20 protein-coding genes are annotated in these 24,383 nt (G+C 67.2%); 12 read left to right on the top strand and 8 right to left on the bottom strand.

The features are described 5' to 3' along the window. Positions 1-67: 67 nt before the first annotated feature. The 3 genes from AC5P56_RS14420 to AC5P56_RS14410 all read right to left on the bottom strand — a co-directional run bounded on the left by AC5P56_RS14420 (position 68) and on the right by AC5P56_RS14410 (position 3,425). Positions 68-1,177: a polyamine ABC transporter substrate-binding protein gene (locus AC5P56_RS14420; RefSeq protein WP_014646565.1), complete on the bottom strand. Its 1,110-nt coding sequence runs from the start codon at positions 1,175-1,177 to the stop codon at positions 68-70. Between the two features lie 92 nt (positions 1,178-1,269). Then, positions 1,270-2,667 carry a glutamine synthetase family protein gene (locus AC5P56_RS14415; RefSeq protein WP_032960938.1) on the bottom strand — a complete coding sequence of 466 codons (1,398 nt, stop codon included), beginning with the start codon at positions 2,665-2,667 and terminating at the stop codon, positions 1,270-1,272. Continuing rightward, positions 2,664-3,425 carry a gamma-glutamyl-gamma-aminobutyrate hydrolase family protein gene (locus AC5P56_RS14410; RefSeq protein ID WP_014646563.1) on the bottom strand — a complete coding sequence of 254 codons (762 nt, stop codon included), beginning with the start codon at positions 3,423-3,425 and terminating at the stop codon, positions 2,664-2,666. The genes AC5P56_RS14415 and AC5P56_RS14410 overlap by 4 nt, the downstream gene beginning before the upstream one ends. A 161-nt stretch (positions 3,426-3,586) precedes the next feature. Here AC5P56_RS14410 and AC5P56_RS14405 point away from each other — a divergent pair, with 161 nt between their 5' ends. Together AC5P56_RS14405 and AC5P56_RS14400 are read left to right on the top strand one after the other, a co-directional pair. Then, complete coding sequence (locus AC5P56_RS14405; RefSeq protein ID WP_495231759.1) at positions 3,587-4,864, top strand: NAD(P)/FAD-dependent oxidoreductase; 1,278 nt, start codon at positions 3,587-3,589, stop codon at positions 4,862-4,864. A 225-nt stretch (positions 4,865-5,089) separates the two neighbouring features. Further along, positions 5,090-6,682: an MASE1 domain-containing protein gene (locus tag AC5P56_RS14400; RefSeq protein WP_049405548.1), complete on the top strand. Its 1,593-nt coding sequence runs from the start codon at positions 5,090-5,092 to the stop codon at positions 6,680-6,682. 158 nt (positions 6,683-6,840) lie between these two features. On the opposite strand, the gene AC5P56_RS14395 is transcribed toward AC5P56_RS14400, so the two are convergent. Then, positions 6,841-7,329: a hypothetical protein gene (locus tag AC5P56_RS14395; RefSeq protein ID WP_049405537.1), complete on the bottom strand. Its 489-nt coding sequence runs from the start codon at positions 7,327-7,329 to the stop codon at positions 6,841-6,843. Between the two features lie 459 nt (positions 7,330-7,788). Between AC5P56_RS14395 and AC5P56_RS14390 the strand changes: the two genes are divergently transcribed. From AC5P56_RS14390 to AC5P56_RS14380, 3 genes are all read left to right on the top strand, one after another. Continuing rightward, positions 7,789-9,351, top strand: a complete 1,563-nt coding sequence (locus AC5P56_RS14390) for an MASE1 domain-containing protein (protein ID WP_495231758.1) — start codon at positions 7,789-7,791, stop codon at positions 9,349-9,351. A gap of 96 nt (positions 9,352-9,447) precedes the next feature. After that, positions 9,448-10,791 carry a diguanylate cyclase gene (locus AC5P56_RS14385; protein ID WP_041863220.1) on the top strand — a complete coding sequence of 448 codons (1,344 nt, stop codon included), beginning with the start codon at positions 9,448-9,450 and terminating at the stop codon, positions 10,789-10,791. An 85-nt stretch (positions 10,792-10,876) separates the two neighbouring features. Further along, positions 10,877-11,338: a bacteriohemerythrin gene (locus AC5P56_RS14380; RefSeq protein WP_004151683.1), complete on the top strand. Its 462-nt coding sequence runs from the start codon at positions 10,877-10,879 to the stop codon at positions 11,336-11,338. Here the strand turns inward: AC5P56_RS14380 and AC5P56_RS14375 are convergent. Both AC5P56_RS14375 and AC5P56_RS14370 read right to left on the bottom strand, forming a co-directional pair. Beyond that, positions 11,319-12,620 (bottom strand): MFS transporter, encoded by a 1,302-nt coding sequence (locus AC5P56_RS14375; protein ID WP_032961593.1) that lies wholly within the window; start codon positions 12,618-12,620, stop codon positions 11,319-11,321. The two genes, AC5P56_RS14380 and AC5P56_RS14375, sit on opposite strands and share 20 nt — an antisense overlap. Before the next feature lie 200 nt (positions 12,621-12,820). Next, positions 12,821-14,317, bottom strand: coding sequence for an aldehyde dehydrogenase (locus AC5P56_RS14370; RefSeq protein WP_032961594.1), 1,497 nt, complete (start codon positions 14,315-14,317; stop codon positions 12,821-12,823). Between the two features lie 103 nt (positions 14,318-14,420). Between AC5P56_RS14370 and aptA the strand changes: the two genes are divergently transcribed. The 6 genes from aptA to AC5P56_RS14340 all read left to right on the top strand — a co-directional run bounded on the left by aptA (position 14,421) and on the right by AC5P56_RS14340 (position 20,645). Then, the gene (gene aptA, locus AC5P56_RS14365) at positions 14,421-15,773 is read left to right on the top strand and encodes an omega-aminotransferase AptA (protein ID WP_288494539.1); all 1,353 of its coding nucleotides are present in this window, start codon (positions 14,421-14,423) and stop codon (positions 15,771-15,773) included. A gap of 62 nt (positions 15,774-15,835) precedes the next feature. After that, positions 15,836-16,714 (top strand): ParB N-terminal domain-containing protein, encoded by an 879-nt coding sequence (locus AC5P56_RS14360; protein WP_014646555.1) that lies wholly within the window; start codon positions 15,836-15,838, stop codon positions 16,712-16,714. A 124-nt stretch (positions 16,715-16,838) separates the two neighbouring features. Continuing rightward, the gene (locus AC5P56_RS14355; protein WP_046429775.1) at positions 16,839-18,125 is read left to right on the top strand and encodes a DUF445 domain-containing protein; all 1,287 of its coding nucleotides are present in this window, start codon (positions 16,839-16,841) and stop codon (positions 18,123-18,125) included. Between the two features lie 245 nt (positions 18,126-18,370). Further along, the gene (locus AC5P56_RS14350; protein ID WP_046429774.1) at positions 18,371-18,685 is read left to right on the top strand and encodes a DUF3649 domain-containing protein; all 315 of its coding nucleotides are present in this window, start codon (positions 18,371-18,373) and stop codon (positions 18,683-18,685) included. After that, complete coding sequence (locus AC5P56_RS14345) at positions 18,682-20,319, top strand: PepSY-associated TM helix domain-containing protein (RefSeq protein WP_134808666.1); 1,638 nt, start codon at positions 18,682-18,684, stop codon at positions 20,317-20,319. The genes AC5P56_RS14350 and AC5P56_RS14345 overlap by 4 nt, the downstream gene beginning before the upstream one ends. After that, positions 20,316-20,645: a DUF3325 domain-containing protein gene (locus AC5P56_RS14340; RefSeq protein ID WP_032961601.1), complete on the top strand. Its 330-nt coding sequence runs from the start codon at positions 20,316-20,318 to the stop codon at positions 20,643-20,645. The genes AC5P56_RS14345 and AC5P56_RS14340 overlap by 4 nt, the downstream gene beginning before the upstream one ends. 120 nt (positions 20,646-20,765) lie before the next feature. Here AC5P56_RS14340 and rlmKL read toward each other — a convergent pair whose 3' ends face one another. Then, the gene (gene rlmKL / locus AC5P56_RS14335; protein WP_049405921.1) at positions 20,766-22,904 is read right to left on the bottom strand and encodes a bifunctional 23S rRNA (guanine(2069)-N(7))-methyltransferase RlmK/23S rRNA (guanine(2445)-N(2))-methyltransferase RlmL; all 2,139 of its coding nucleotides are present in this window, start codon (positions 22,902-22,904) and stop codon (positions 20,766-20,768) included. A gap of 145 nt (positions 22,905-23,049) precedes the next feature. Then, complete coding sequence (locus tag AC5P56_RS14330) at positions 23,050-23,577, bottom strand: alpha/beta hydrolase (protein WP_032961606.1); 528 nt, start codon at positions 23,575-23,577, stop codon at positions 23,050-23,052. Between the two features lie 72 nt (positions 23,578-23,649). Here AC5P56_RS14330 and AC5P56_RS14325 point away from each other — a divergent pair, with 72 nt between their 5' ends. Continuing rightward, entirely contained in the window at positions 23,650-24,216 is a 567-nt protein-coding gene (locus AC5P56_RS14325) for an N-acetylmuramoyl-L-alanine amidase (protein WP_414611643.1), read from the top strand. Positions 24,217-24,383 lie beyond the last annotated feature (167 nt).

The following is a 24,383-nucleotide window of genomic DNA, read 5'->3' as shown; positions in this document are numbered from 1 at the left end:
GACCGTTGGTCGGCCCTGCCGGAAAAGCATGCCGACCAACGGTCGGCACCCACCTGCCAGCCAGCCCTTAGCGCCCGGTCTTCACCTCGGTCCACAGCCGGGTGTAGAGCTTGTCGGTCTCCGGCGTGTTGATCGAGTAGGTGAACATCTTCTCGGCCACGTCGGCCGGCGGGTAGATGGTCGGGTCGGTACGGATCGCCTCGTCCACCAGCGGGGTCGCGGTCGGCACCGGGTTGGCGTAGTGGATGAAGTTGGTGTTGGCCGCGGCAACCTTCGGCTGCAGCAGGTAGTTGATGAAGGCGTACGCGGCTTCCGGATGCTTGGCGTCCTTCGGGATCGCCAGCATGTCGAACCACTGCGGTGCGCCTTCCTTCGGGATCGAATAGGCCACGTGCACGCCATTGCTGGCTTCCTCGGCGCGGTCGCGGGCCTGGATGATGTCACCCGACCAGCCGACCACCAGGCAGGTACCGCCGTTGGCCAGCGAACCCACGTACTGCGAGGAGTGGAAGTTCTGCACGTACGGGCGGATCGACTTCAGCAGGTCGGCGGCCTTCTGCAGCTCGGCCGGGTCGCCGCTGTGCGGGTCCAGGCCCAGGTAATGCAGTGCGATCGGGATCATGTCCGCTGGCGTGTCCAGGATGGTCACGCCGCAGTCCTTCATCTTGCTGATGTTCTCCGGCTTGAACACCAGGTCCCAGCTGTTGGCGATGTCGGCGCTGCCGCCGAAGCGCTGCTTCAGCATGTCCACGTTGTAGCCGATGCCGGTGGTGCCGATCATGTACGGCACGCCGTACTGGTTGCCCGGGTCCTGGGTGGCGATGCGCTTCATCACCGCCGGATCGAGGTTGGCCAGGTTCGGGATCTTGCTCTTGTCCAGCGGCAGGAACACACCGGCCTGGATCTGGCGACCGAAGAAGTTCAGGGTCGGCACCACCACGTCATAGCCGCTGTTGCCGGCCAGCAGTTTGGTCTCGACCATCTCGTCACTGTCGAACACATCGTAGGTCACCTTGATCCCGCTCTCCTTCTCGAAGGTCGGAATGGTGTCCTCGGCGATGTAATCGCTGTAGTTGTAGACGTTCAGGACCTGGCTGTCCTGCGCGCCGCCATTGCCACCGCCACAGGCGGCGAGCATGGCGGAGGCCAGGCCGAGCGTGAGGATACGCAGCTTCATCGGGTGCTCCAGAATGCGGGAAGGGGGGGCCGGCGGGGCCGGCGACGGGTGCCAGCCTACCCCCCGGCGGCGGATTTTTCTATTCCGGATGCTCAGACGTTCAGCAGCAGGAACTCGCGCTCCCACGAGCTGATGACGCGGAAAAAGGTCTCGTATTCCTTGCGCTTGACCGAGATGTAGGCCCGGCAGAAGCGCTCGCCCAGCAGGGCCTGCAGCTCGCTGCACCGCTCCAGCCCGTCCAGCGCCTCGCCCAGCGAGCGCGGCAGGTTGTAGCCCAGTTCCTTGGCGCTGCCGGTCACCGGCGCATCCGGTGCCAGCCGCTCGCGGATGCCCAGCAGGCCGCAGGCCAGGGTCGCGGCCATCGCCAGGTAGGGATTGGCATCGGACCCGGCGAAACGGCTCTCCACGCGCATGTTCTCCGGCGTATCCAGCGGCACGCGCAGGCCGCAGGTGCGGTTGTCGAAGCCCCAGTGGACGTTGCTCGGCGAGACTTCGCCGAACACCAGCCGGCGGTAGGAGTTCACGTTCGGCGCGAAGAACGCCATCGCCTGCGGTGCGTACTTCTGCAGGCCGCCCAGGTAGTGGCCGAACACCGGGCTGAACTCGCCCTCGGCATCGGTCTCGCCAGCGAACACGTTGCTGCCATCGCTCACCCGCACCAGGCTCTGGTGGATGTGCATGGCACTGCCCGGCTCGTTTTCCATCGGCTTGGCCAGGAACGTGGCATACACCCCGTGGCGCATCGCCGCTTCGCGCATGGTGCGCTTGAACAGGAACACCTGGTCGGCCAGGTCCATCGCATCGGCATGGGTGAAGTTGACCTCCAGCTGCGCCGCGCCGGACTCGTGGATCAGCGTGTCCACGTCCAGCTTCATCGCATCGGCGTAGTCGTACATCAGGTCGAGGATCGGGTCGAACTCGTTGACCGCATCGATCGAGTACGACTGCCGCGCGGTCTCCGGGCGCCCGGAGCGGCCGGCCGGTGGCAGCAGCGGGAAGTCCGGGTCGGTGTTCTTCTGCACCAGGAAGAACTCCAGTTCCGGCGCCACCACCGGGCGAAGGCCCAGCTCGGCGTAGGCTGCCAGCACGCGGCGCAGCACGTTGCGCGGCGCCAGTTCGTGCGGCTCACCGCTCTTGGTGTAGCAATCGTGGATGACCTGCGCGGTGGCGTCGGCCGCCCACGGCACCATGCGCACCGTGTCCGGATCGGGGCGCAGCATCATGTCCGAGTCGGACGGCGAGGTCAGCTCGTAATAATCGTCAGGGAACTCGCCGGTGACGGTGGTGGCGAAGATGCCCTCAGGCAGGCGCGTGCCGTAGTCGTGCGAGAACTTGTCGGCGGGAATGATCTTGCCGCGCGCGTTGCCGGTGATGTCCGGCACCAGGCATTCCACCTCGGTGATGCGCCGCTCCTTCAGCCAGCGCAGCAGCGTGCTTTCCTGCGGTGCGGGGGGCGTGGCCGTCTTGCGCGGGCGCGTTCGGGAACTCATCGGGAATCCAGTCGGTTCTGTTGGTGCTGCCGGCAAGCCTGGCCGAACGCACGGAAAATAGCGTGATAGAACGGCGCCTGCATGACACGCCACTCCGGGTGCCACTGTACGCCGAGCACGAAACGATGGTGCAGGCTGCGTGCCGCTTCGACCAGCCCATCGTCGGCCACGGCCTCGACCTGCAGCCCCTGCGCCAGGCGGGCGACACCCTGCCCGTGTACCGAATTGACCTGCGCGCGGCCACTGCCGTGCCACTGCGCCAGCCAGCCATCGGCGGCCAGCGTGACCGCGTGCGCCGGCCCATACTGCACCTCCACCGGCGCCTGCGGTTCTTCGCGATGGTCGGCCAGGCCAGGCACCGCGTGAACCTGCGGATGCAGGCTGCCGCCCAGCGCGACGTTCAACTCCTGGAAGCCGCGGCAGATCGCCAGCACCGGCAGGTCCAGCGCCAGTGCCTCGTGCAGCAACGCAAAGGCATTGGCATCGCGGGCCGGGTCATGTGGATTGCCTGGCCAGCTGCGGCCACCTTCGTAGTGCTGCGGTTCGATATTGCTGACCGCGCCGGTCAGCAGCAGGCCATCCAGCCCCTGCAGCCAGTCGCCGGCCGGCAGCGGTGGCTGCAGGCTCGGCAACACCACCGGAGTCACCTCGGCCGCCTCGGCCAGCGCGCGCACGTACTTCTCGCCGGCCACCGCGAAACGGTGATGGCCGAGCACGGTGCTGTCGGTGGGCAGGCCCACCCAGGGCAGGCGGCGCATGGGAAAACTCCTTGGCGTGCCGACACGTTACCCGTCGCCCGGCGAAGCCGGCAAGTCGGTGCCGTCACACCACAGCCGTCACGCATCGGCGAAACTACCGGGGTGAACGCCGATCGACCTGCCCCGCTCCGCCCTCCCGCCCTGCACCCGCGAGGCCTGCAGTGAGCGCCGCGTTCCCGCCCAGCTGGTACGCCGCCAGCCTGCCCGAACCGCCCGCACTGCCCCCGCTGCAGGGTAATGTGCAGGCCGACGTTGCGGTGCTGGGCGCCGGCTATACCGGCCTGACCGCAGCCCTGGAACTGGCCGCGCGTGGCCGGCGCGTGGTAGTGCTGGAAGCGCAGCGGATCGGCTGGGGCGCGTCCGGCCGCAATGGTGGCCAGGCGCTGGTCGGCTACGGCTGCGAGGTGGATGAGCTGGAGCGTCAGCTCGGTCGTGATGATGCGCGCCACCTGTTCGACTGGTCGCGCGACGCGGTGCAGGCGATGCGCGCCCGCATCAATCGCCACGGCATTGACTGCCATTGGGTGGAAGGCCACGCCAGCGTCGCCATCCGCGAACGCCATGAGCGCGAGCTGCGGGCCAACTGCGAGCACCTGCAACGCCATTACGACTACCCCATGCAGTGGTGGGACCGTGACGCCCTGCGCGCGCAGCTGGACAGCCCGCGCTATCGTGCCGCGATGTTCGATCCGCTCAGCGCGCACCTGCACCCGCTGGCCTATGCGCGCGGTCTGGCCGATGCGGCGCGCGCGGCCGGCGTGGTGATCCACGAGCATTCGGCGGTAACCCGCGTGCAGCGCGGACCGCAGCCGACCCTGCACACCGCGCAGGGCAGCGTACGCGCCGCGCATCTGGTGGTGGCCGGAAATGCCTGGCTGCAGGGCCTGCTGCCCGAGCTGGAACGGCGGATCATGCCGGTCGGCACCTATATCGGCGCCAGCGCGCCGCTGGGGGCCGAGCGCGCCCGCGCCCTGATCGGCAACGACATGGCCGTGGCCGACACCGCCTGGGCATTGGACTATTTCCGCCTCAGCCACGACCACCGCCTGCTGTTCGGGGGGCGCGCCAGCTACTCGGCGCTGCCCCCACCCGGCCTGCGTGGGGTGATGCAACGGCGCATGCACCAGGTGTTCCCGCAGCTGGCCGACGTGGCACTGGACCAGGTATGGGGCGGCTACGTCGACATCACCCGCAACCGCGCCCCGCATTGGGGCCGGCTGGACGGCGACCTGTACTTCGCGCAGGGCTTCTCCGGCCATGGGGTGGCCGCCGCCGGGCTGGCCGGCGAGGTGATCGCCGCCGCCATTGCCGGCCAGAGCGAGCGCCTGGACGTGTTCCAGCGCCTTCGGCATGCGCCCTTCCCCGGCGGCCGGCTGCTGCGCACGCCGCTGCTGGTGGCGGCGATGTCCTGGTACAAGCTGCGGGATGCGTTGTGGTGAAGATTCTGCATCTCCACCTGTATTGAACGTTCTGACAAACGTACCGCAGCGCTGATCGTGCTGCACACGTCACAGATTTTCACGCGACATCTGTGATGGATGGCTGGACAATTTCCTAAATACGCAGCTATGCAATTGCATAATCGTTCGCAGACCGATACCGTCCTGAGAAACCGGGCCCCGCGGCGAATGGATGCTGACAGGGGACACGTAGGAGAGGGGGACGTGCGATTGGACTGGTGGAAAGAAGGATTGTTGCTGAAGGTGCGCATTCGTCCGGCTGGCCTGATGATTGCCTTGCTTTATGCAGTTGCCTATTGGGCAACCCGACAGCTGTCGCTGGATCAGTTCTATTTGCCAGCCGGCATCCGGGTGGCAGCCGTGCTGTTGTGCCCGCCGCGCCTGTGGCCCTACCTGCTGCTGGGCGAATATGCGTACTTTGCACAGTCCCGCGTGCCGATGATCGAGAAGTACGGCCTGACATGGGTCATTGTTGCCTCCGCATTCCTCATGCCAGCGGTGATGCTGATTGTGAAGCTGCAACGGCGACTGATGGCGGAGTCGCAGACGATCGGCCTCTTGTTGATTGCCGCCGCTTCCAGCGTCGTTATTACTCTGCTCAACCTCAGTTTTTCCCATCTGCTCTGGCCAACACCTCCTTCCACACCCTTCCTGACCAATGCCGCGCGCTTCAGCGTGGGTGATTTCATCGGCATTCTGACGGTGGCCCCCATCGCCATGCTGTGGGCGCGACAGGACGTGGGGCAGGAGTGGAACGCTCGACGAAAGACCCCGATGCTGGCAGCACTTTCATCGATGCTGCTGATCGGGATAGCAGCGACTCAACTGCCCGCAGACTGGATTGCATTGAAGGCAACGTTCCTGCTGCTGTTGGCACTCCCCGCGGCCGCGCTTACCTGCCTGTATGGCTGGAAGGGGGCTGCCCTTGCAGTGCCGGTGCTCAACATGGTCATCGGCCTGACCACGCCCAACACCCATCCCACCGCATTCGATCCAGCGGCCTTCATCACCCAGCAGATCATGGCGATCAGCGGCATCGTATTGCTGCTGCTCGGATCACGCATCACCCACTTCTACCACCGTTACAGGCTGCGCGAGATGGGGGAAAGGGACGCCATCCATCTGGCGAGGAGCTCGCAATTGGCCAGCGAGATGGAGCTGCGTGAACGTGCCCTGCACCTTCGCAAGCTCGGCGACGGCATTGATACGTCGCTGGTTGAGCTGGCCGAATGGCTCAAGGCCCAGGGACATCACGCAGTGGCCAACAGCCTTCTGCATACCTCGAATGTACATTCGCGGCTCTTTCGCGAACAGACAAGCATGGTCTATCCCTCGGGCCTGGAGCATCTTGGGCTTTACGTGGCCCTGCAGGCGGGTGGCATCCGTGAGTCGTGGAAGCTGACGGAGCGCGTTCTCCGCCCGGATCTGAAAGGCGACCCCTGCAACCTGAGCGTGGAACTGCAATTGGCCGCTTACCGGACACTGATTGACGCGGTCTCCATTCTTCTCAAGCATGAAGGTGGTCAGATTCGCATTCGTGCAAGGTGCGGCAGAATGGGCTCCAGGCGCGGAATCCTCATGGTCGTGTCACTGCTGGAACAGCGCAGACGCCTTTCCAAGCAGACAACGATGGCAGCGTTCGAGCGACTGACCGGGCGAACCCTCCCCTATGACGGGACCGTTGACTGCTATCGCAACCGGGTCAGGATTCTGTTCCTCGACCGCGAAACCAGACTGGAGGCAGTAGCCAGTACTCCATCGCGGTACGGCTGCCCCGCACCCTCTGCGCTGCAGTAGTGCATTTCACAGTCAAGCGACCGGATCGAACCAACACAGCAGAATCGCATAACGTCCCGCTCGTCCCCCTGGCCCAGGGCGTCATGGGCACCCGGCGAACACCGGGTGCCCATGCAGTCTGATACTGAAGCTGGCCGATATCCCGGCAACTGTCAGTATCAGGGTGCCTCTACTGCCCACAACACATCAGCTCCGCTTGCATATCTGACCAGCGTGAATGCGGGGGCCCGATAGACAACCGTTCTGGTGGCCTTGGCGGGAACAGGCAGGCGCTGCTCCGGCAACGACACCTTCGCAGACGGGTCACCTGCCGGCAGCACCCAGAACGTGCCGGCAGCATTGCCGATCACGATGTGCACGTGCCCTGCGAGATCGTTTACCTGGAAATAATCCATGCCATCGCGCTCGAACCCATAGACCAACCAGCCGGGATCCACGCTGAGGTCTTGTGCCTGCGGAATCGACTGGCCGAGTCCTTGGCCGGCCAACTTGATTCCATGGTCGTCACTCGGGGCAAAAGCAAAAACGGATACCGGCACCAACATCAATGCACCAGCAAATGCATGAATTCGGAAACTTCTCACACTGACCTCCAGGTTGGATGCAATACGGATCAAGAAGGATGCTACCGCCAATCGCATCAGCATATACCGGGCGGACTCCGCAGTGCCTGTCGGAGATAATCCACTGGATCGATGCAAACCCATGCCACGCCGAATCTGCCTCCGAAATCGCCAATACCCGCGGCGAAACCCGCGCACGGTGCGGGTCAGCGGCATCTGCGACAAGGACCTGGACAGGCGCGTGCAACAGCAGGATGTCGTCGATTGTGTGACGGCGAACACAGCGGACAGCATCAACCGCCGAACGTGGCGGGTGCAACGGCTGAAACGCGATCGACACATGGGCGCACTGATTGTGGATGATTCACCGTCCTCTGGTGGCTATGCCGCCGCACTGCCGGGCATGTAGGGCCTCGAAGCATGGGAAGCCGCCGATTGCAGCGCAAAGGGAGGCCAGACACCTCGATTGCACCCATCTCCAACTGTCGATAGTGTCTGCGGAAGTGGTCAGTCATCATTGGCCGGGAGACGAGAGGCGCGGGCTTGGACCGATTCAAAGAAGCAGTTGAACTGAGCTTCCGGATCCGACCCGTCGGAATCGCACTCGCGGCCGTCTACGCCCTGGGCTGCCTTGCCTCGCGTCAGTTCTCGCTGGATCAGTTCTTCCTGCCCGCGGGCATCCGGGCAGCGGCACTACTGATCGTCCCGACCCGCCTGTGGCCCTACCTGCTGCTTGGCGAGTACGCGTACTTCGCAACCTTGCGCATTCCCATGATCGACAGCTACGGCCTGGCCTGGGTCATCCTGGCCTCGACGCTGCTGATGCCGGTGGCGATGCTGGTGGTCTACCTGCATCGCATGAGAATGCCATCGGAGTCCGCCACCGGCCTCTGGTTGCTGTCGTTGACCTTCTGCACGGCGTTGTTCGTCCCGGCTCTCAATATGGGCATTTCATTTGCTCTGTGGTCGAACCCACCGCCGAGCAACCTGCTTAGCGCAGTTGATCGCACGATCTTTGGCCACTTCGCCGCCATCATCACCCTCGTGCCGTTGGCATTCCTCTGGTCGCGACGACACGCGGCCCCCAATTGGACGCGCCGCTTTGCTGCGCCTACGGTCACGGCCATCCTGGTGATGCTGGTCCTGGGCCTGTGCATGCAGCTTACGGCCATCAGCGCCCACACCACACGCACCCACCTGGTACTGCTGTCCTCCCTCCCAGCGATCGCCCTGACCTTCATGCATGGGTGGCGTGGCGCTGCCATCGCGATTCCGCTGTTGAACCTTCCACTCCATTTCGCCACACCCAGCACCGGCCTACCGTCCTCGTTCGACCTGGGCACCTTCGCCACCCAGCAGAACATGGCCGTGATGAGTGTCGCACTGCTCGCCCTGGGGTCCAGCATCAGCTATCACCATGAGCGTGCACGGTGCCGTGGACTGGCAGAGGAAACCACGTTGCGCCTGGCACGTAGTTCGCACCAGACCCGTGAGCGTGAGCTTCGCGAGCGCGCCTCCCATCTCAAGCAACTCGGCGAAGGCATGGACAGCTCGCTCGGCGAGATGGTCAGCTGGCTGAAGGCGCAGGGGCATCATGCGGTGGCCAACAGCCTGCAGCACGCCTCATCCGTGCACTCGCGGCTGTTCCGTGAACAGGCCAGTCTGGTCTACCCCACGGGGCTGGAGCAGGTTGGGCTGTATATCGCGCTGCGGGTTAGCGGCGCATGCGAAAGCTGGGACAACTCCCATCGCGTGATTCCGCCCCGGCTGGAGGGCAACCCCTGCCTGCTGACTGTCGACCTGCAGCTCGCCATCTATCGCTCGCTGATCGAGGCGGTGTCGCTGCTGCTGGAACTGGAGTCGGGACAGGTCAGCGTGCGCGCCCGGAGCGGCCAGGCGGGCGACCGGCGCGGCATCGTGGTGGTCGTTGGCCTGCTTGACCGCGGTCGCACGCTGTCGAACCGGACCGTTCAGCAGGCCATCGAGCGTCTGGCCGGCCGGATAATGGCCTACGGCGGCACGGTGCATTGCCGTGGCAACCGGCTCCGGCTCGTCCTGCACGAATCGCTTGCGGGTACAGCGGCGGCATTCGCATCGCCTGCCTGATCGGTGAACGACGCGCAGGGCACGCTGCTCCGGCTAAAGTTGCACCCGAAACCGCCGCTATCCGTGCCGAGTCCCTCCCTCGTGAGCCACCGCATCATGCCCGTCCTGCCGCAGGCCGCCGTCGATGGCGACCTGGCCGATCCGCTGCCGCAGCGGATCCTGCTGGTCGAAAACTCCCGTGCGTTCACCGGCATGCTGCGCGAGGCCATCGAGCAGCGCCTGGAACTGCCGGTGGTGATCGCTTCCACCCTGGCCGAGGCCGATCGCCTGCTGAGCGAGGATGGGGGCTGGTTCCTGGTACTGACCGGGCTGGTGCTGGCCGACGGCGACCGCGACGCGGTGGTCGAGTTCTTCCTCAGGCGCGGCCTGCCCACCGTGGTGGTCAGCAGCGTCTACGACGAGGATCTGCGCAAGCGCGTACTGCAGCAGCAGATCATCGACTACGTGCTGAAGAACACGCCGGGCAGCATCGACTACCTGGTGTGGCTGGTGCAGCGCCTGGAGCGCAACCGGCGCATTGCGGCACTGGTGGTGGACGACTCGCCGTCCGCGCGCGGCTATGCCGCCGCCCTGCTGCGCATGTACGGCCACGAGGTGCACGAGGCCGCTGACGGCAACGAGGGCCTGGCCGCGATCGACGCGCATCCTGCGATCCGCCTGGCCGTGGTCGACCAGGAAATGCCCGGCATGCAGGGCGTGGAGTTCACCCGCCGCCTGCGCACCCTGCGCTCGCGCGACAAGGTGGCGGTGATCGGCATTTCCGGTAACACCGACGCTTCGCTGATCCCGCGCTTCCTGAAGAACGGCGCCAACGACTTCCTGCGCAAGCCGTTCTCGCGCGAGGAGTTCTTCTGCCGGGTCTCGCAGAACGTGGATCAGCTGGAGCTGATCGGCACGCTGCAGGACCTGGCCACCCGCGACTTCCTCACCGGCCTGCCCAACCGTCGCTGCTTCCTGGAACAGAGCCAGCGCCAGCTGCCGCAACTGCAGCTGCATGGCCAGTGCGTGGCGGTGGCAATGATCGACATCGACCACTTCAAGCACATCAACGACACCTACGGTCACGAAGCCGGCGATGACGCGCTGCGCGCGGTGGCCGGTGCGGTGGCCGCGCATGCCCGCAGCCACGACCTGACCGCCCGCTTCGGCGGCGAGGAGTTCTGCCTGCTGGTGCCGGACATGGAGCAGGACGAGGCCCTGCTGTACTTCGAGGAACTGCGCCAGCGCATCGCCGCGCTGGAAGTGGACATCGGCACCGCCAGCCTGCGCATGACGGTGAGCATCGGCCTGTGCTGCCTGCGCCCGCAGCGCGATGCACTGCATCGGCTGATCTCCGAAGCCGACCGCCAGCTGTACCTGGCCAAGGCCGGCGGCCGCAACCGGGTCAGCTGCACCACGGTGGCCAGCCCGCTGCGCCCGCGCGAGCCCGCGCTGACCTGACCGGGCAGCCTTGATCCAGATCAACGCCGCGCCAGCGCGGCAGCTCTACAGTCAGCCCCGACATACGCATGAAGGGGAGCCGGGGATGGCACTACTGGTCTGGCAGGACGATCTGAACATCGGCATCGATGTGATCGACCAACAACACCGCCGCATCATCGAGATGCTCAACCATTTGCACGTGGCCCAGGCCAGCATGCAGCGTGCGGCAGTGGGCGAGGTGATCGACGAAGTGGTGGACTACACCATGTCGCACTTCGCGTTCGAGGAAGAACTGATGGAGGAAGCGGGCTATCCGTTCTGTGCCGCGCACAAGCGCGTGCATGAAGTCTTCATCAAGCGGGTATCGGAGTACCGCATGCGCTTCCAGGCCGGCGAGGACATCAGCGATGAACTGCGCACCATGCTCTCGCGCTGGTTGTTCAACCACATCCGCGGCGATGACCAGGCCTACGCCGAACAGGTCAAGGCGCACTTGAACCAGTTCGCCCGCGAACACCAGGGCGGCGGTTGGCTGGGGCGCACGCTCAAGCGCTTCTTTGGCTGAGCCGCAGCGCGCGCCGGTGCAGGGCCACCAGCGCGCACAGGGTCGCTGCCGCAGTCAGGCACAGGTAGTAGCCGACCGCGACCAGGCCGAAGCGTTCCGCCAGCCAGGTGGCCAGGTACGGCGCCGGCGCCGCACCCAGAATGCCGGCCAGGTTGAATGACAGCGAGGCGCCGGTGTAGCGCACTTCCACCGGGTAGATCTCGGCCAGGAAGGTGCCGCAGGGGCCGTAGGTCAGCCCCATCAGGAACAGGCCCAGGCACAGGAACGCCGTGACCAGCCAGGGACTGTGCGGCTGGAACAGCGGAGCGAACAGCACGCCGAAGCCGATGATCAGCACGCTGGCCACGATCATCGTGCGACGCGTGCCCCAGCGGTCGCCATAGCGCGCCGACAACGGGATGCCCAGCGCGAAGAACAGCATGCCGGCCATCTGCATCAGCAGGAACTGCTCGCGGCTGTAGCCCAGCACGGCGGTGCCATGGCCGAGGCTGAACACGGTCATCAGGTAGAACAGCACGAAGGTGGCGAACGCCCCCAGCGTGCCCAGCAGCATCGCCACCGGATGGTCACGCAGCACCGTCCACATCGGCAGCCGCACCGGCGCCTTGCGCTCCAGTGCCTGCTTGAAGTCGGGCGTCTCATGGATGTTCAGGCGCACCCACAGGCCCAGGCCGACCAGCAGCGCGCTGGCCACGAACGGAATACGCCAGCCCCACTGCAGGAAGTCGTCCTGGCTCAGGCAGCGGCCGAGCGCCAGGAAAATGCCCGCCGACAACAGGAAACCGATCGGCGCGCCCAGCTGCGGGAACATGCCGTACCAGGCGCGCTTGCCCGGCGGCGCGTTCTCGGTGGCCAGCAGCACCGCCCCACCCCACTCGCCGCCCAGCCCCAGGCCCTGGCCGAAGCGGCACAGCGCCAGCAGCGCGGGCGCCCACAGGCCAATCTGCGCGTGGGTCGGCAGCAGACCGATCAGCACCGTGGACAGGCCCATGGTCAGCAACGCGGCGACCAGGGTGGCCTTGCGGCCGATGCGGTCGCCGAAATGGCCGAACACCGCCGAGCCGACCGGCCGTGCAATGAACGCCACCGCGAAGGTCGCCAGTGACTGCAACAGCGCCGCCTGTTCGCTGCTGTCCGGGAAGAACAGGTGCGGGAACACCAGCACTGCGGCCGTGGCGTAGATGTAGAAATCGAAGAATTCGATGGTGGTGCCGATCAGGCTGGCCAACAGGACGCGGCGGGGAGAGTTCACGGGCGGTGCGGCAGCGGTGATCGTCGACATCGGCAACACGGGTAACGGCGGATCGCCCGATTCTGCCACGGGCCGGTGGCCGCACGGGACGATGGTTTCAGCCGACACCGATGCCAACGAGGGTGGCAGGCGCCATTGTTCTGCAGGTTCTCGCCCCTGCTCGACCACATTCCACGAAATGCAGCCGAGCATCGGCTCGGCTCTACATGTGGGCGCAAGCCCCGACGCTGTTACAGCTGGATCCAGGTGGCCTTGATCTCGCTGTACTTGTCGAACGCATGCAGCGATTTGTCGCGCCCATTGCCGGACTGCTTGTAGCCACCGAACGGGGCGGTCATGTCACCGCCATCCCAGCCGTTCACCCAGACGCTGCCGGCGCGCAGCTGGCGTGCGACGCGGTGGGCGCGGCCCAGATCGCGCGTCCACAGGCCGGCGGCGAGGCCGTAGCGGCTGTCATTGGCCAGGCGCACCGCTTCGGCTTCGTCGTCAAAGCCGAGCACCGCCAGCACCGGCCCGAATACTTCCTCGCGCGCCAATGCCTGGTCGGGGCTCACCTGATCGAACACCGTGGGCTGCACATAACAACCGCCCGCCTCGACATCGGCGCGATGACCGCCCAGCAGCAGGCGGGCGCCCTCGCTTTCGGCACGCACGATATCCCCCATCACCTTGTCCAGATGCGCGGCATCCACCAGCGCGCCCATCGGTGCGTCGGCGTCAAGCGGGTGGCGCGGCTGCATGTGCTGGCCGTAGGCAACCACCTGGTGCACGAAATCCTCGCGGATCGAGCGCTGCACCAGCAGCCGTGACCCGGCAGTACAGACCTCGCCCTGGTTGAAGAAGATGCCCCGTGCCACCGCCTTCGCAGCGGCATCCAGATCGGGGGCATCGGCAAACACCACGTGCGGGCTCTTGCCACCACACTCCAGCCAGACCCGCTTGAGGTTGGACCGCCCTGAATACTGCAGCAGCCGCGCGCCGGTGGCCGTGGAGCCGGTGAACGCCAGCACGTCCACATCCATGTGCAGGGCCAACGGCTCACCGACGCGCGCACCGTGGCCCGGCAGCACGTTCAGCACGCCCTCCGGCAGGCCCGCTTCGGCGGCCAGCGCCGCCAGCCGCAACGCACTCAGGGGCGAGCGCTCGGAAGGCTTGAGCACCACCGAGTTGCCCATGGCCAATGCAGGCGCGATCTTCCAGCACGCCATCAGCAACGGGAAATTCCACGGCACGATCGCCGCCACCACGCCGGCGGGCTCGCGCGTGACCAGGCCCAGCTCATGCGGGCCGGTGGGCGCGACCTCACCGTACAGCTTGTCCACCGCTTCGGCCGTCCAGCGCAGGCAGCGCACCGCGCCGGGCAGGTCGATACGACGCGCATCACGCACCGGCTTGCCCATGTCCAGGGTTTCCAGCAGGGCCAGCTCGTCCGCGTGTTTTTCCACCAACGCCGCCAACGCCAGCAGCACGCGCTTGCGATGGGCCGGGCTGGCCTGTGACCAGTGGCCCGCATCGAAGGCACGCCGCGCCGCGCCCACTGCGCGCTCCACGTCCTGTGCATCGCAGTCGGCGACCACCCCCAGCACGCGACCATCAATCGGGCTGATGCAGTCGAAGCGCGCGCCGCTGGCAGCGTCGGTGTAACGACCCTCGATAAAGGCCTGTCCGGGTATCGAAAGCTGCTGGGCCAGCGCCTGCCAGTGGCTGCGGTCGGGAAAGTCGGCCATGTCGGGCTCCTCGGAACAGTTCCCCCGGTTATACCGGCGCGGCCGCGACTCCACCGTGACGTGGCTGCGCTACATTTCCCCCATCGGACCCGATGGAGCTGGCATGAAGCGTTCCGCGAGCGACCTGCACGATCTGGCCACCCGACGCCCGGAGTCATTGGAGGCGTACTGGATGCCGTTCACCGCCAACCGCCAGTTCAAGGCCGCGCCGCGTGTGCTGGTGCGTGCCGAGGGCATGCACTACGAGGATGTCGACGGCCGCCAGATCCTCGATGGCACCGCCGGCCTCTGGTGCTGCAACGCGGGCCATGCACGGCCGCGCATCGTCGAGGCCATCGTCGAGCAGGCGCGCACGCTCGACTATTCGCCGGCCTTCCAGATGGGCTCGCCGCCGGCCTTCGCGCTGGCGCAGCGGCTGGCCGCCTTGGCGCCGGGCCCGCTCAACCATGTGTTCTTCACCAGCTCCGGTTCCGAGGCGGTGGATACCGCGATGAAGATCGTGCTGGCCTACCACCGCCAGCGCGGCGAGGGCCAGCGCACCCGCTTCATCAGCCGCGAGAAGGCCTACCACGGGGTGGGTTTCGGCGGCATGGCGCTGGGCGGGCTGCCCAACAACCGCAAGCCGTTCGGCCTGCAGCTGGGCGGCGTCGACTACCTGCGCCACACCCTGGACCTGCCGCGCAATGCGTTCAGCAGGGGCCTGCCACGCCAGGGCGCGGAGCTGGCCGATGACCTGGAACGGCTGATCGCGCTGCATGATGCCTCGACGATTGCCGCCGTATTCGTTGAACCCATTGCCGGCTCAGCCGGGGTGATCCTGCCCGCACCGGGTTACCTGCAGCGCCTGCGCGAACTGTGCGACCAGCACGGCATCCTGCTGGTGTTCGACGAGGTCATCACCGGTTTCGGCCGGGTTGGGATGCCCTTCGCCGCGCAGCGCTTCGGGGTCACCCCGGACCTGCTGACCTTCGCCAAGGCGGTCAGCAACGGCGCGGTACCGCTGGGTGGCGTGCTGGCCAGCGACGCCGTGCATGCAACCCTGATGCAGGCACCGCCACAGGCCATCGAGCTTTTCCATGGCTATACCTGTTCGGGGCACCCGCTGGCCTGCGCCGCGGCGCTGGCGACGCTGGAGGTCTATGCCGAGGATCGTCTGTTCGAGCGCGCCATCGAGCTGGGCGAGTACTGGCAGGAACGACTGCATGCGCTGCAGGGCCTGCCCAACGTGATCGACATCCGCAACTTCGGCCTGGTCGGCGCGGTTGAGCTGGCGCCTCGCCGCGATGCGCCGGGCAGCCGGGGCTACGAGGTCTACCGGCGCTGCTTCCACGACGGCCGACTGCTGGTGCGCTGCACCGGCGACATCATCGCGCTGTCGCCGCCGCTGATCGTGGACAAGGCGCAGATCGACCAGATCACCGGCACCCTGGGCGAGATGATCCGGGCCACCGCCTGAGCCGGGCCGATGGTGGCGAGCGGGTACAATGGGCGGTTCCGCTCCTGCTCGCTGCCGTGCCCATGGATATCGTCGTCAAAGAAGAACTCAAGGCCTACATCGACCCGCTGACCGCGGACGAACATGACGCGCTGGAGCGCAGCATCCTGGCCGAAGGCTGCCGCGATGCGCTGGTGCTGTGGGGGAATGTACTGGTCGATGGCCATAACCGTTTCGGCATCTGCCAGAAGCATGGCCTGCCCTTCAATACCGTGCAGAACACCCGCTTCCAGAGCATGGAAGACGTGCACCTGTGGATGATCGAACAGCATCTGGGCCGCCGCAGCGTGTCCGACTTCCAGCGCGGCGTGCTGGCGCTGCGCAAGCGTGACATCCTGGCCGCCCGCAAGCAGGTCGAGCAGGCGCAGCTGCAGCGCGAGAGCGATGGCACCGCCGACGTCGCCGATGAGACCGGTGAAGACAGTCCGCCGTGGGAACCGGCACCGAAGATCAGCCGCGCCGAGCTGGCGCGCGAAGCCAAGCTGAGCACCAGCCAGGTCGGCATGATCGAGCGCATCCACGCCCAGGCCGCCGCCGAGGTGGTGGAAGCGGTCAAGGCCGGCGTGATCTCGATCAGCGCCGCCGCCGCCGTGGCCGACCTGCCGGAAGAAGAGCAGCGCGCCGCCGCCGCCGGTGGCAAGGACGAGCTGAAGCAGGCCGCCAAGCGCGTGCGCGAGTCCAAGCGCAAGCCGCGCGCACCGAAGCCGGAAGCGGCCGAGATGGACTTCGAGGAACCGGACGAGGAGCAGATCGCCAGCCGCGACGCCGAGGTGCTGTCGGCGCTGGAACAACTGGGCGAGGATGCCCCGGCACTGCGCCGCCGCGTCGTCGCGCTGACCCGCGAGAACGACACCCTGCGCGCGCAGCTGGCTGCGTTGCGCAAGCAACTGGAAGCGCTGTAAGCGCTCTCGACGCGCTTCTGTAGAGCCGAGCCCATGCTCGGCTGCTCTTTGCCACGCGCAAGGCAGCCGAGCATGGGCTCGGCTCTACAGGCAGGCGTCACCGGGCTGCGGTTAGACTTCCGGCATGACGCCTGCCCACGATCCGCGCCGCGCTCAGCTGCGACGCCTGAAAGCCCTCGCACTGGGCCTGCTGCTGTTGATGCTGGCCGGATTCGCGGTCAGCCACTGGCAGGGCGAACGCGGCATCTGGGCCTGGGTCTCGGCGTTCTGCGAGGCCGCAGCCGTGGGCGCACTGGCCGACTGGTTCGCCGTCGTCGCGCTGTTCCGGCGCCCGATGGGCCTGCCGATTCCGCACACTGCGATCATCCCGCGCAGCAAGGAACGCATCGGCGACAGCCTCGCCCTGTTCGTGCGTGACCAGTTCCTGGAACCGCAGGTGCTGCTGGCCAAGCTGCAGGTGTTCGATCCGGCCAGCCGCCTCGGCAGTTGGCTGGCCGACCCGGCGCGCTCGCGGATGCTGGCCGACATGGCACGCGGCTGGGCCCTGCAGGCACTGGACTTCTTCGACGAGACAGCGGTGCGCCGGCAGCTGCATGCGTTCGTGGTGCAGCAGCTGCGGCAGTGGAATGCCGCCGCCACCGCCGGTGAGCTGCTTGCCCTGCTGACCGCCGACGGGCGCCACCAGCGCGTGCTGGACGAGGGCCTGCAGCGGCTCGGCCGCTGGCTGGAACAGCCAGAAGTGAAGGAACGCGCCTCGCAGTTGATCGTGCGCTACATCCAGCGCGAATGGCCGACGCTGTCGAGCACGGTGAACTGGGTGAAGCCGATCGATGAGATCGGCGACAGCCTGGCCGAGCGCCTGGCGCGGGCGGTGCTGGAAGAACTGCAGCAGGTATTGGCCGAGCCGCAGCATCCGCTGCGCCAGGACTACGAGACCTGGCTGCAGAACTACGTGCAGCGCCTGCGCGAGGACCCGGCCCTGGCCGAGCGCATCGAACAGCTCAAGCGGGAAATGATCGACCACCCCGCCCTGCAGGACTACGTGCAAGGGCTGTGGGCGCGCATCCACGCCAGCCTGCGCGACGACCTGCAGCGCGAGGACTCGGCGCTGGTCGGACACCTGCAGCGCAGCCTCGCCTCGCTGGGCGCCAGCCTGCAGGCCGACCCGGCCCTGCGCGAGGCCCTCAACCAGCACCTGCTGGAAGGTGCGCAACGCCTGACCGGCCGCCTGCGCGAGGGTGTGACCACGCATATCGCGCAGACCGTGAAGGGCTGGGACGAGCGGCATCTGGTCGAACAGCTGGAACTGAGCGTGGGCCGCGACCTGCAGTTCATCCGCTTCAACGGCACGCTGGTGGGTGGGCTGATCGGCCTGTTGCTGCATGCGGCGACAGTGGTGTTCAGGTTCTAGGCCTCGGTGCGCCCCCGGATCATCATGCTTGATTCATAAAATGCGAATGCCTATCATTTACTGATCGGTTGTACGCTTAGCCAAGCGGGCGCGGAAGACGCGCCCATCGCCCGTGTACATCCCCGACCTCTGGATTGCCCGCCTGCGCGGGCAGTGCTTCGTCGATGGGACACGCTGGGCGACATGCGCAGGGCGCAAGGGGGCCGCGGACGCGTTCCATCCCCTCCCCTACCTGCAGGAACGCCGTGGACCGCTCGCCCGCAACCGCCAGCCCCCGCACCTTCTTCTCCAATCCACGCTGGGGCGTGCTGTCACGCTCGCTGGCCGCGATCTTCGGCGGCTACGCGCTGGCTTCGGCCACCAGCGTGTTCTGCGCGGTGGCGCTGCCCGGTGCGCGCGGCCAGGCCGTGCTGACCGGCATGCTGCTGGCCATCCTGGTGGCCGCCTGCGCAGCGCTGTGGGCGTTCGCGACCCGCAGCGCGCTGCGCGCCTGGGTGGGCATCCTCGCGCCCGCGCTGCTGATGGCCGCCATTGCGCGCCTGCTGGGGGCCTGGGCATGAAGAACGGCTTCCGCCAGTCGATGGCCTGGCTGCACACCTGGACCGGCCTGCTGGTCGGCTGGTTGCTGCTGCTGATCTTCATGGCCGGCACGGCCAGCTACTACCGCGAGGAAATCAGCCGCTGGATGCGACCGGAACTTCCGTCCAGCCAGGTCAGCATCGATGTCGCCGCGCAGCGCGCCGTGGATTACCTGCAGGCCAATGCGGCGCAGGCCGGGAACTGGTTCGTCACCCTGCCGCAGCCGCGCAACCCGGCCATGCAGATGTTCTGGCGGTTGCCACCGGAGCTGGCCGATCCCAGTCGCGGCCGTCGCGGTGGCTTCGGCGAAGCCACGCTGGACCCGAATACCGGCCAGGCACTGAAGGCACGCGAAACGCGGGGCGGTGATTTCTTCTACCGCCTGCATTTCGACCTGCACTACATCCCGGTGCTGTGGGCGCGCTACCTGGTCGGCTTCTGCGCGATGTTCATGCTGGTGGCGATCATCACCGGCGTCATCACCCACAAGAAAATCTTCAAGGACTTCTTCACGTTCCGCAAGGACAAGGGCCTGCGTTCCTGGCTCGATTTCCACAACGTCAGCGCGGTGATGGCGCTGCCCTACCACGCGATGATCACCTACACCGGCATCGTCACCCTGATGGTCATGTACCTGCCGTGGGGGGTGAAAGTCGCCTACCCGCAGGACGAAGACAAGTTCTTCAGCGAAGCCTTCGGCGGCATGCCGGAGGTGACCGCGCCGGCCGAAGCACGCGCCACCCCGCTGCCGATCGCGCAGCTGCTGGACAGCGCACGTGCGCACTGGCACGGCGTGGAAGTGGCCGGCTTCACCGTGTCCAACCCGGGGGCGGCCAATGCGGTGATCGACATCCGCCAACGCGACGGCAAGCGCCTGTCCACCGATACTCCCGCCGTTCGCTACAACATGGTCAACGGCACGTTGCTGGAAGAAACGCCTCCATCCGGCGGCGCTACCGCCACCCGTGGCGTGCTGTACGGCCTGCACCTGGCACGCTTCGCCGATTGGGGCCTGCGTGCACTGTTCTTCCTGTCCGGCCTGGTCGGCTGCCTGATGGTCGCCAGCGGCGTGGTGCTGTGGGCGGTGAAGGAACGGCCCAGGCATGCCAAGAGCGGCCGCACCGGCTTCGGCCTGCGCCTGGTCGATGCGCTGAACATCGGCACCGTGGCCGGCCTGCCGATCGCCTTTGCGGCCTACTTCTGGGGCAACCGCCTGCTGCCGCTGGACATCGCCGAGCGCGCGAGTGCGGAAGCCAACGTGTTCTTCTACGCCTGGGGCGGCGCGCTGCTGGCCGCCTTCATCTGGCCGAAGCGGATGATGTGGGCGTGGCAGCTGTACCTGGGTGCGGCTGCGTTCGCGCTGGTACCGGTGGTCAACGCGCTGACCACGCACGCGCATCTTGGCATCACATTGCGCAGCGGTGACTGGGTACTGGCTGGCGTCGATCTGTCGATGATCGCGTTCGGTGCGATGCTGGCGCTGTGCGGCTGGCGCATGCAGCGCTGGACGCCACCGCTGAGCGCGGCCGAGAAGAAGAAGCGCGCCGCCGCCGCAGCAGCACCCAGGGCCCCGGTGGACGCTGCGGAAACCGCCGAAGCGGAGGCCAGCGCATGATGCTGCTGGCACTGGCCCTGTCGTTCTCCGCGTTCACCGCGTTGTCGCTGGCGATGGAAAAGCACCAGCACGACCTGCACGGCAGGGCCGCAGCCACGCCCGCACGGCGCACCCAGTGGCGCGTGCTGGGCTGGGCCCTGCTGACGGTGGCGTTCGCGCTGTGCGTGATCGACCACGGCTGGGCGATGGGCCCGGTGCTGTGGCTGGGCACGATGACACTGGGCGGTCTGGCGCTGTCGTTCGGGCTGTACCCGTACCGGCCGAAGTGGATCGCGGCGTTGGCGATCGTGCTGCCGGTGCTGGGGCTGGTGGTGGCGGTGCTGTAGCCGGGCCACCGGGGTCGGATCCCTTTCGCGAAGCGCAAGGGCTCTGACCCCTGGTGCGTAGATCCGGATGGGGTCAGAGCCCCTGCCCTTCGCGCAGGGGATCCGACCCCGGGCGTCGCGTTACCCCAACCGCTTCAATTCCCACGCGCGGTGGATGCGCGCGTTGCGCTCGAAGTCCGGGCCGATGGTGCGCGCGGTGATCTCGCGGCACTGGGCGAATTCGGCGATGGCGTTCTCTTCCAGCTTGAAGCGGCGGAAATTGTTGGAGAAGTACAGCACGCCGCCCGGCGCCAGCCGCGCCACGGCTGCACGCAGCAGCTTGATCTGCTCGCGCTGCACGTCGAAGTCATCGGCGCGCGCGGAGTTGGAGAAGGTCGGCGGGTCACAGAAGATCACGTCGTACTGGCCACGGTCGCCCTCCAGCCACGCCATCGCGTCGGCCTGCACCAGCAGGTGCTGGTTGCCGCCCTGCCCGTTCAACGCCAGGTTGTCGTAGCACCACTGCAGGTAGGTCGCCGACAGATCGACGCTGGTGGTGCTGGCGGCACCGGCCACCGCCGCCTGCACGCTGGCCACGCCGGTGTAGCAGAACAGGTTGAGGAAGCGCTTGCCACGTACCTGCTCGGCCATCATCCGGCGCAGCGGGCGGTGGTCGAGGAACAGGCCGGTGTCCAGGTAGTCGAACAGATTCACCTGCAGCAGTGCATTGTTCTCGCGCACCACGATGAATTCGTCACGCTGCTCAAAGCGGCCGTACTTGCTGCCGCCCTTGCCGCGCTCGCGCGACTTCATCGAGACCTGCTCGGGCGGCACGCCGAACACTTCGCGCGCAGCGGCCAGCAGCTCGTTGCGGCGGCGGCGCACGTCGTTCTCGGGAATGGCAGCCGGTGCGGCGTATTCCTGCACGTGCAGGAAGGTACGGCGCTTGCCGCCGTCTTCCTCGTAGACGTCGATGGCGGCCGCGTACTCCGGCAGGTCGGCGTCATAGGCGCGGAAGCAGGTGATGTCTTCGCGGGCACGCCAGCTCTTGAACTTCTTCAGGTTCTTGCGCAGGCGGTTGGCCACCATCTGCGCGCCTTCGCTCAGCTCGCGCGGCTGTGCCGGATCACGGCCCGGCACGGCGATCGGGTCGCAGACGATCAGCGCACACTCCAGCGCACCATTGAACATCTGGTACTTCTTGCCGGCGCGCAGGCCGGTGGCGAAGGCCAGTTCGTCGTTGCCGCACAGCAGGCTGGCGCGCCACTGCGGCACCGCCTTCTGCAGGGCGTTGCCCAGCGCGCGGTACAGCGCCGGATCGGCGGCCAGGCGTTCGTCGTACGGCGGGTTGCAGACCACCGCACCGATCTCCTGTTCCGGCGCGGCCAGGTCGGCCACGTCGGCGCGCGTGAAGCGGATCGCGTGGGCGACGCCCGCGACCTCGGCGTTCTCGCGTGCCGCCTGGATCGCGGTCGGATCGATGTCGCTGCCGTGGATGACTGGCTTCAGCGCGGCCAGGCCGGCCGCTTCGCGCTCACGTGCTTCGCTCTGGATGGACTTCCAGGCGGCCTTGTCGAAGCCCAGCCAGCGGCTCGGCGGCAGGCTGCCATGACGCATCAGGCCGGGAGCGACGTCGGCGGCCATCAGCGCACCTTCGATCAGCAGGGTACCGCTGCCGCACATCGGATCCAGCAGGCCACCACCGGCAGCGTGCAGGCGCGGCCATTGCGCGCGCAGCAGCAGCGCGGCGGCCAGGTTTTCCTTCAGCGGTGCCTCGTGGGCAGCACCACGCCAGCCACGGCGATGCAGCGGGCCGCCGCCGAGATCGATCGACAACGAGGCACGGCCCTTGCGCAGCGACAGGTTGACGCGCACGTCGGGCAGATCGGTGTTGACCGAGGGGCGTTCCAGGCCTTCATCGCGCATGCGGTCGACGATGGCGTCCTTGATCCGCTGCGCGGCGAAGCGGGCGTGGGTGATCTTGTCGCCGGACACGTGCGCGTCCACCGCCAGGGTCATCTCCGGCGTGATGTGCTCGTGCCACGGCAGCGCACGCACGCCGTCATACAGGGCCTGCTCATCCGGGCACTCGAACTCGTCGATGGGCCACAGCACGCGGCTGGCCAGGCGCGACCACATCACGATCCGCAGCGCCTGCGCCAGTTCGCCCTCGGCGTTGACGCCGGCAATGGTGGCAGTGGCCTTGCCAAGGCCCAGGGCCGACAGTTCATCGGCAAGCAGGTATTCCAGGCCCTTGGCGCAGGAGACGAAGAATTTCACGGGATCGGTTCGCAGGTGGTCGGGCGCGGCACAGGGGCCGGGCCGGTCGGAAAGGAGGGCCGTAGGCACGGCCGGCAGGCCCGCGCCGGGGGCGGCGGGGCTGCCATTGTAGTCAATGCGGGCGGGCGCGCCGTGCGCCCGGGCTTCACAGTTGCCGCAGCAAGCGTTCGAAGGCCTGCGCGGACGCCTCCACGTGGCGCTCGAGGCGGTGGCCGTCGTCGACCAGCAGCAGCTGCGCCGAGCGCGCCTGCGCCCACGCGATCACTCCCGCTGCTGGCACCACGTCGTCATGCCAGGCCTGGACCACGGTGGTCGGCACGGCGGCGGCGTCCAGCGCCGGCATCGGGCCCATCGTGGTCGGCGGCACCATCAGGAACAGGCCGGCCACCGGTACCTGCAACGAGGCGATGGCGGAAATGTAGGCGCCCAGGCTGGAGCCGGCCAGCACCACCGGCCCTTGCCGGGCCGCGATGGCGGCGCGCTCGACCAGGCGGCGCAGGCGGGTCGGCACGTCGCCTACCCGGCTGACCTCGCTCATCGCGTCCAGGTCGGTGTAGTCCGGGCGCTCATGGGTCCAGCCCAGGCGCTGCGCCACGTCGGCCAGCGCGGTGACCTTGGTCGCTTCCGGGCCGCTCTCGAAGCCATGCGACAGGATGCAGTGGCCGCGGCTCATGCACGTGCTCCGTGCGAGCGGGCCAACGAGGAAAGAGAAGGCAGGTTCATGCCGCAATGCTAGCATCGCCGGATGCCCAACCCGCTCCTGCCCGGCCTGCAGCTGCAGCCCCTGCCCTACCACGACCGACTGCCGCTGCGCGACCCGGCCACGCTGGAGATGGTGGTGATCCACTGCACCGAGCTGCCCGATCTGGCGACGGCCCGCGAGTACGGCGAGCGCGTGCTGTACGACAGCGGCGCCGGCAACAGCGGGCACTTCTACATCGACCGCGATGGCAGCGTGGTGCAGTACGTGGCACCGGAACGCGTGGCCCATCACGTGCGCGGCATGAACGCGCATACGCTGGGCATCGAGCTGGTCAATACCGGGCGCTATCCGGACTGGTTCGACAGCCGCCACCAGGCGATGGACGAGGCGTACACCGAGGCACAGCTGCAGGCGCTGGAACAGCTGCTGCTGGCGCTAGTGGCGCACTACCCGTCGCTGCGACGGATTGCCGGGCATGACCAGCTGGACCTGGAACGGGTGCCGGCCAGCGACGATTCGACGTTGACGGTGGCGCGCAAGCGCGATCCGGGGCCGCTGTTCCCGTGGGCGCGGGTGCTGGCGAAGGTGCCGTTGCAGCCGGTTGGGTAAGCGGCAGGGCTGCGCCCTGCACCCGCAGAGGCAACGGCAACGTCAACGTCAACGTCAAACGCTGGCATTCCGTGGGATGGCGGGGTGGGTCCGGTTGCGGACACCCCCGCAACCGGCCCCACCCCGCCTTCGACAGTTCTCCGCGATCCTTCGAATCGACACGGGGT

The sequence above is a fragment of the Stenotrophomonas sp. YJH_SMC_131 genome (assembly GCF_059367975.1).
Note: the sequence above shows the minus strand (reverse complement) of the source record. Positions and strands in the feature narration are given on the sequence as shown.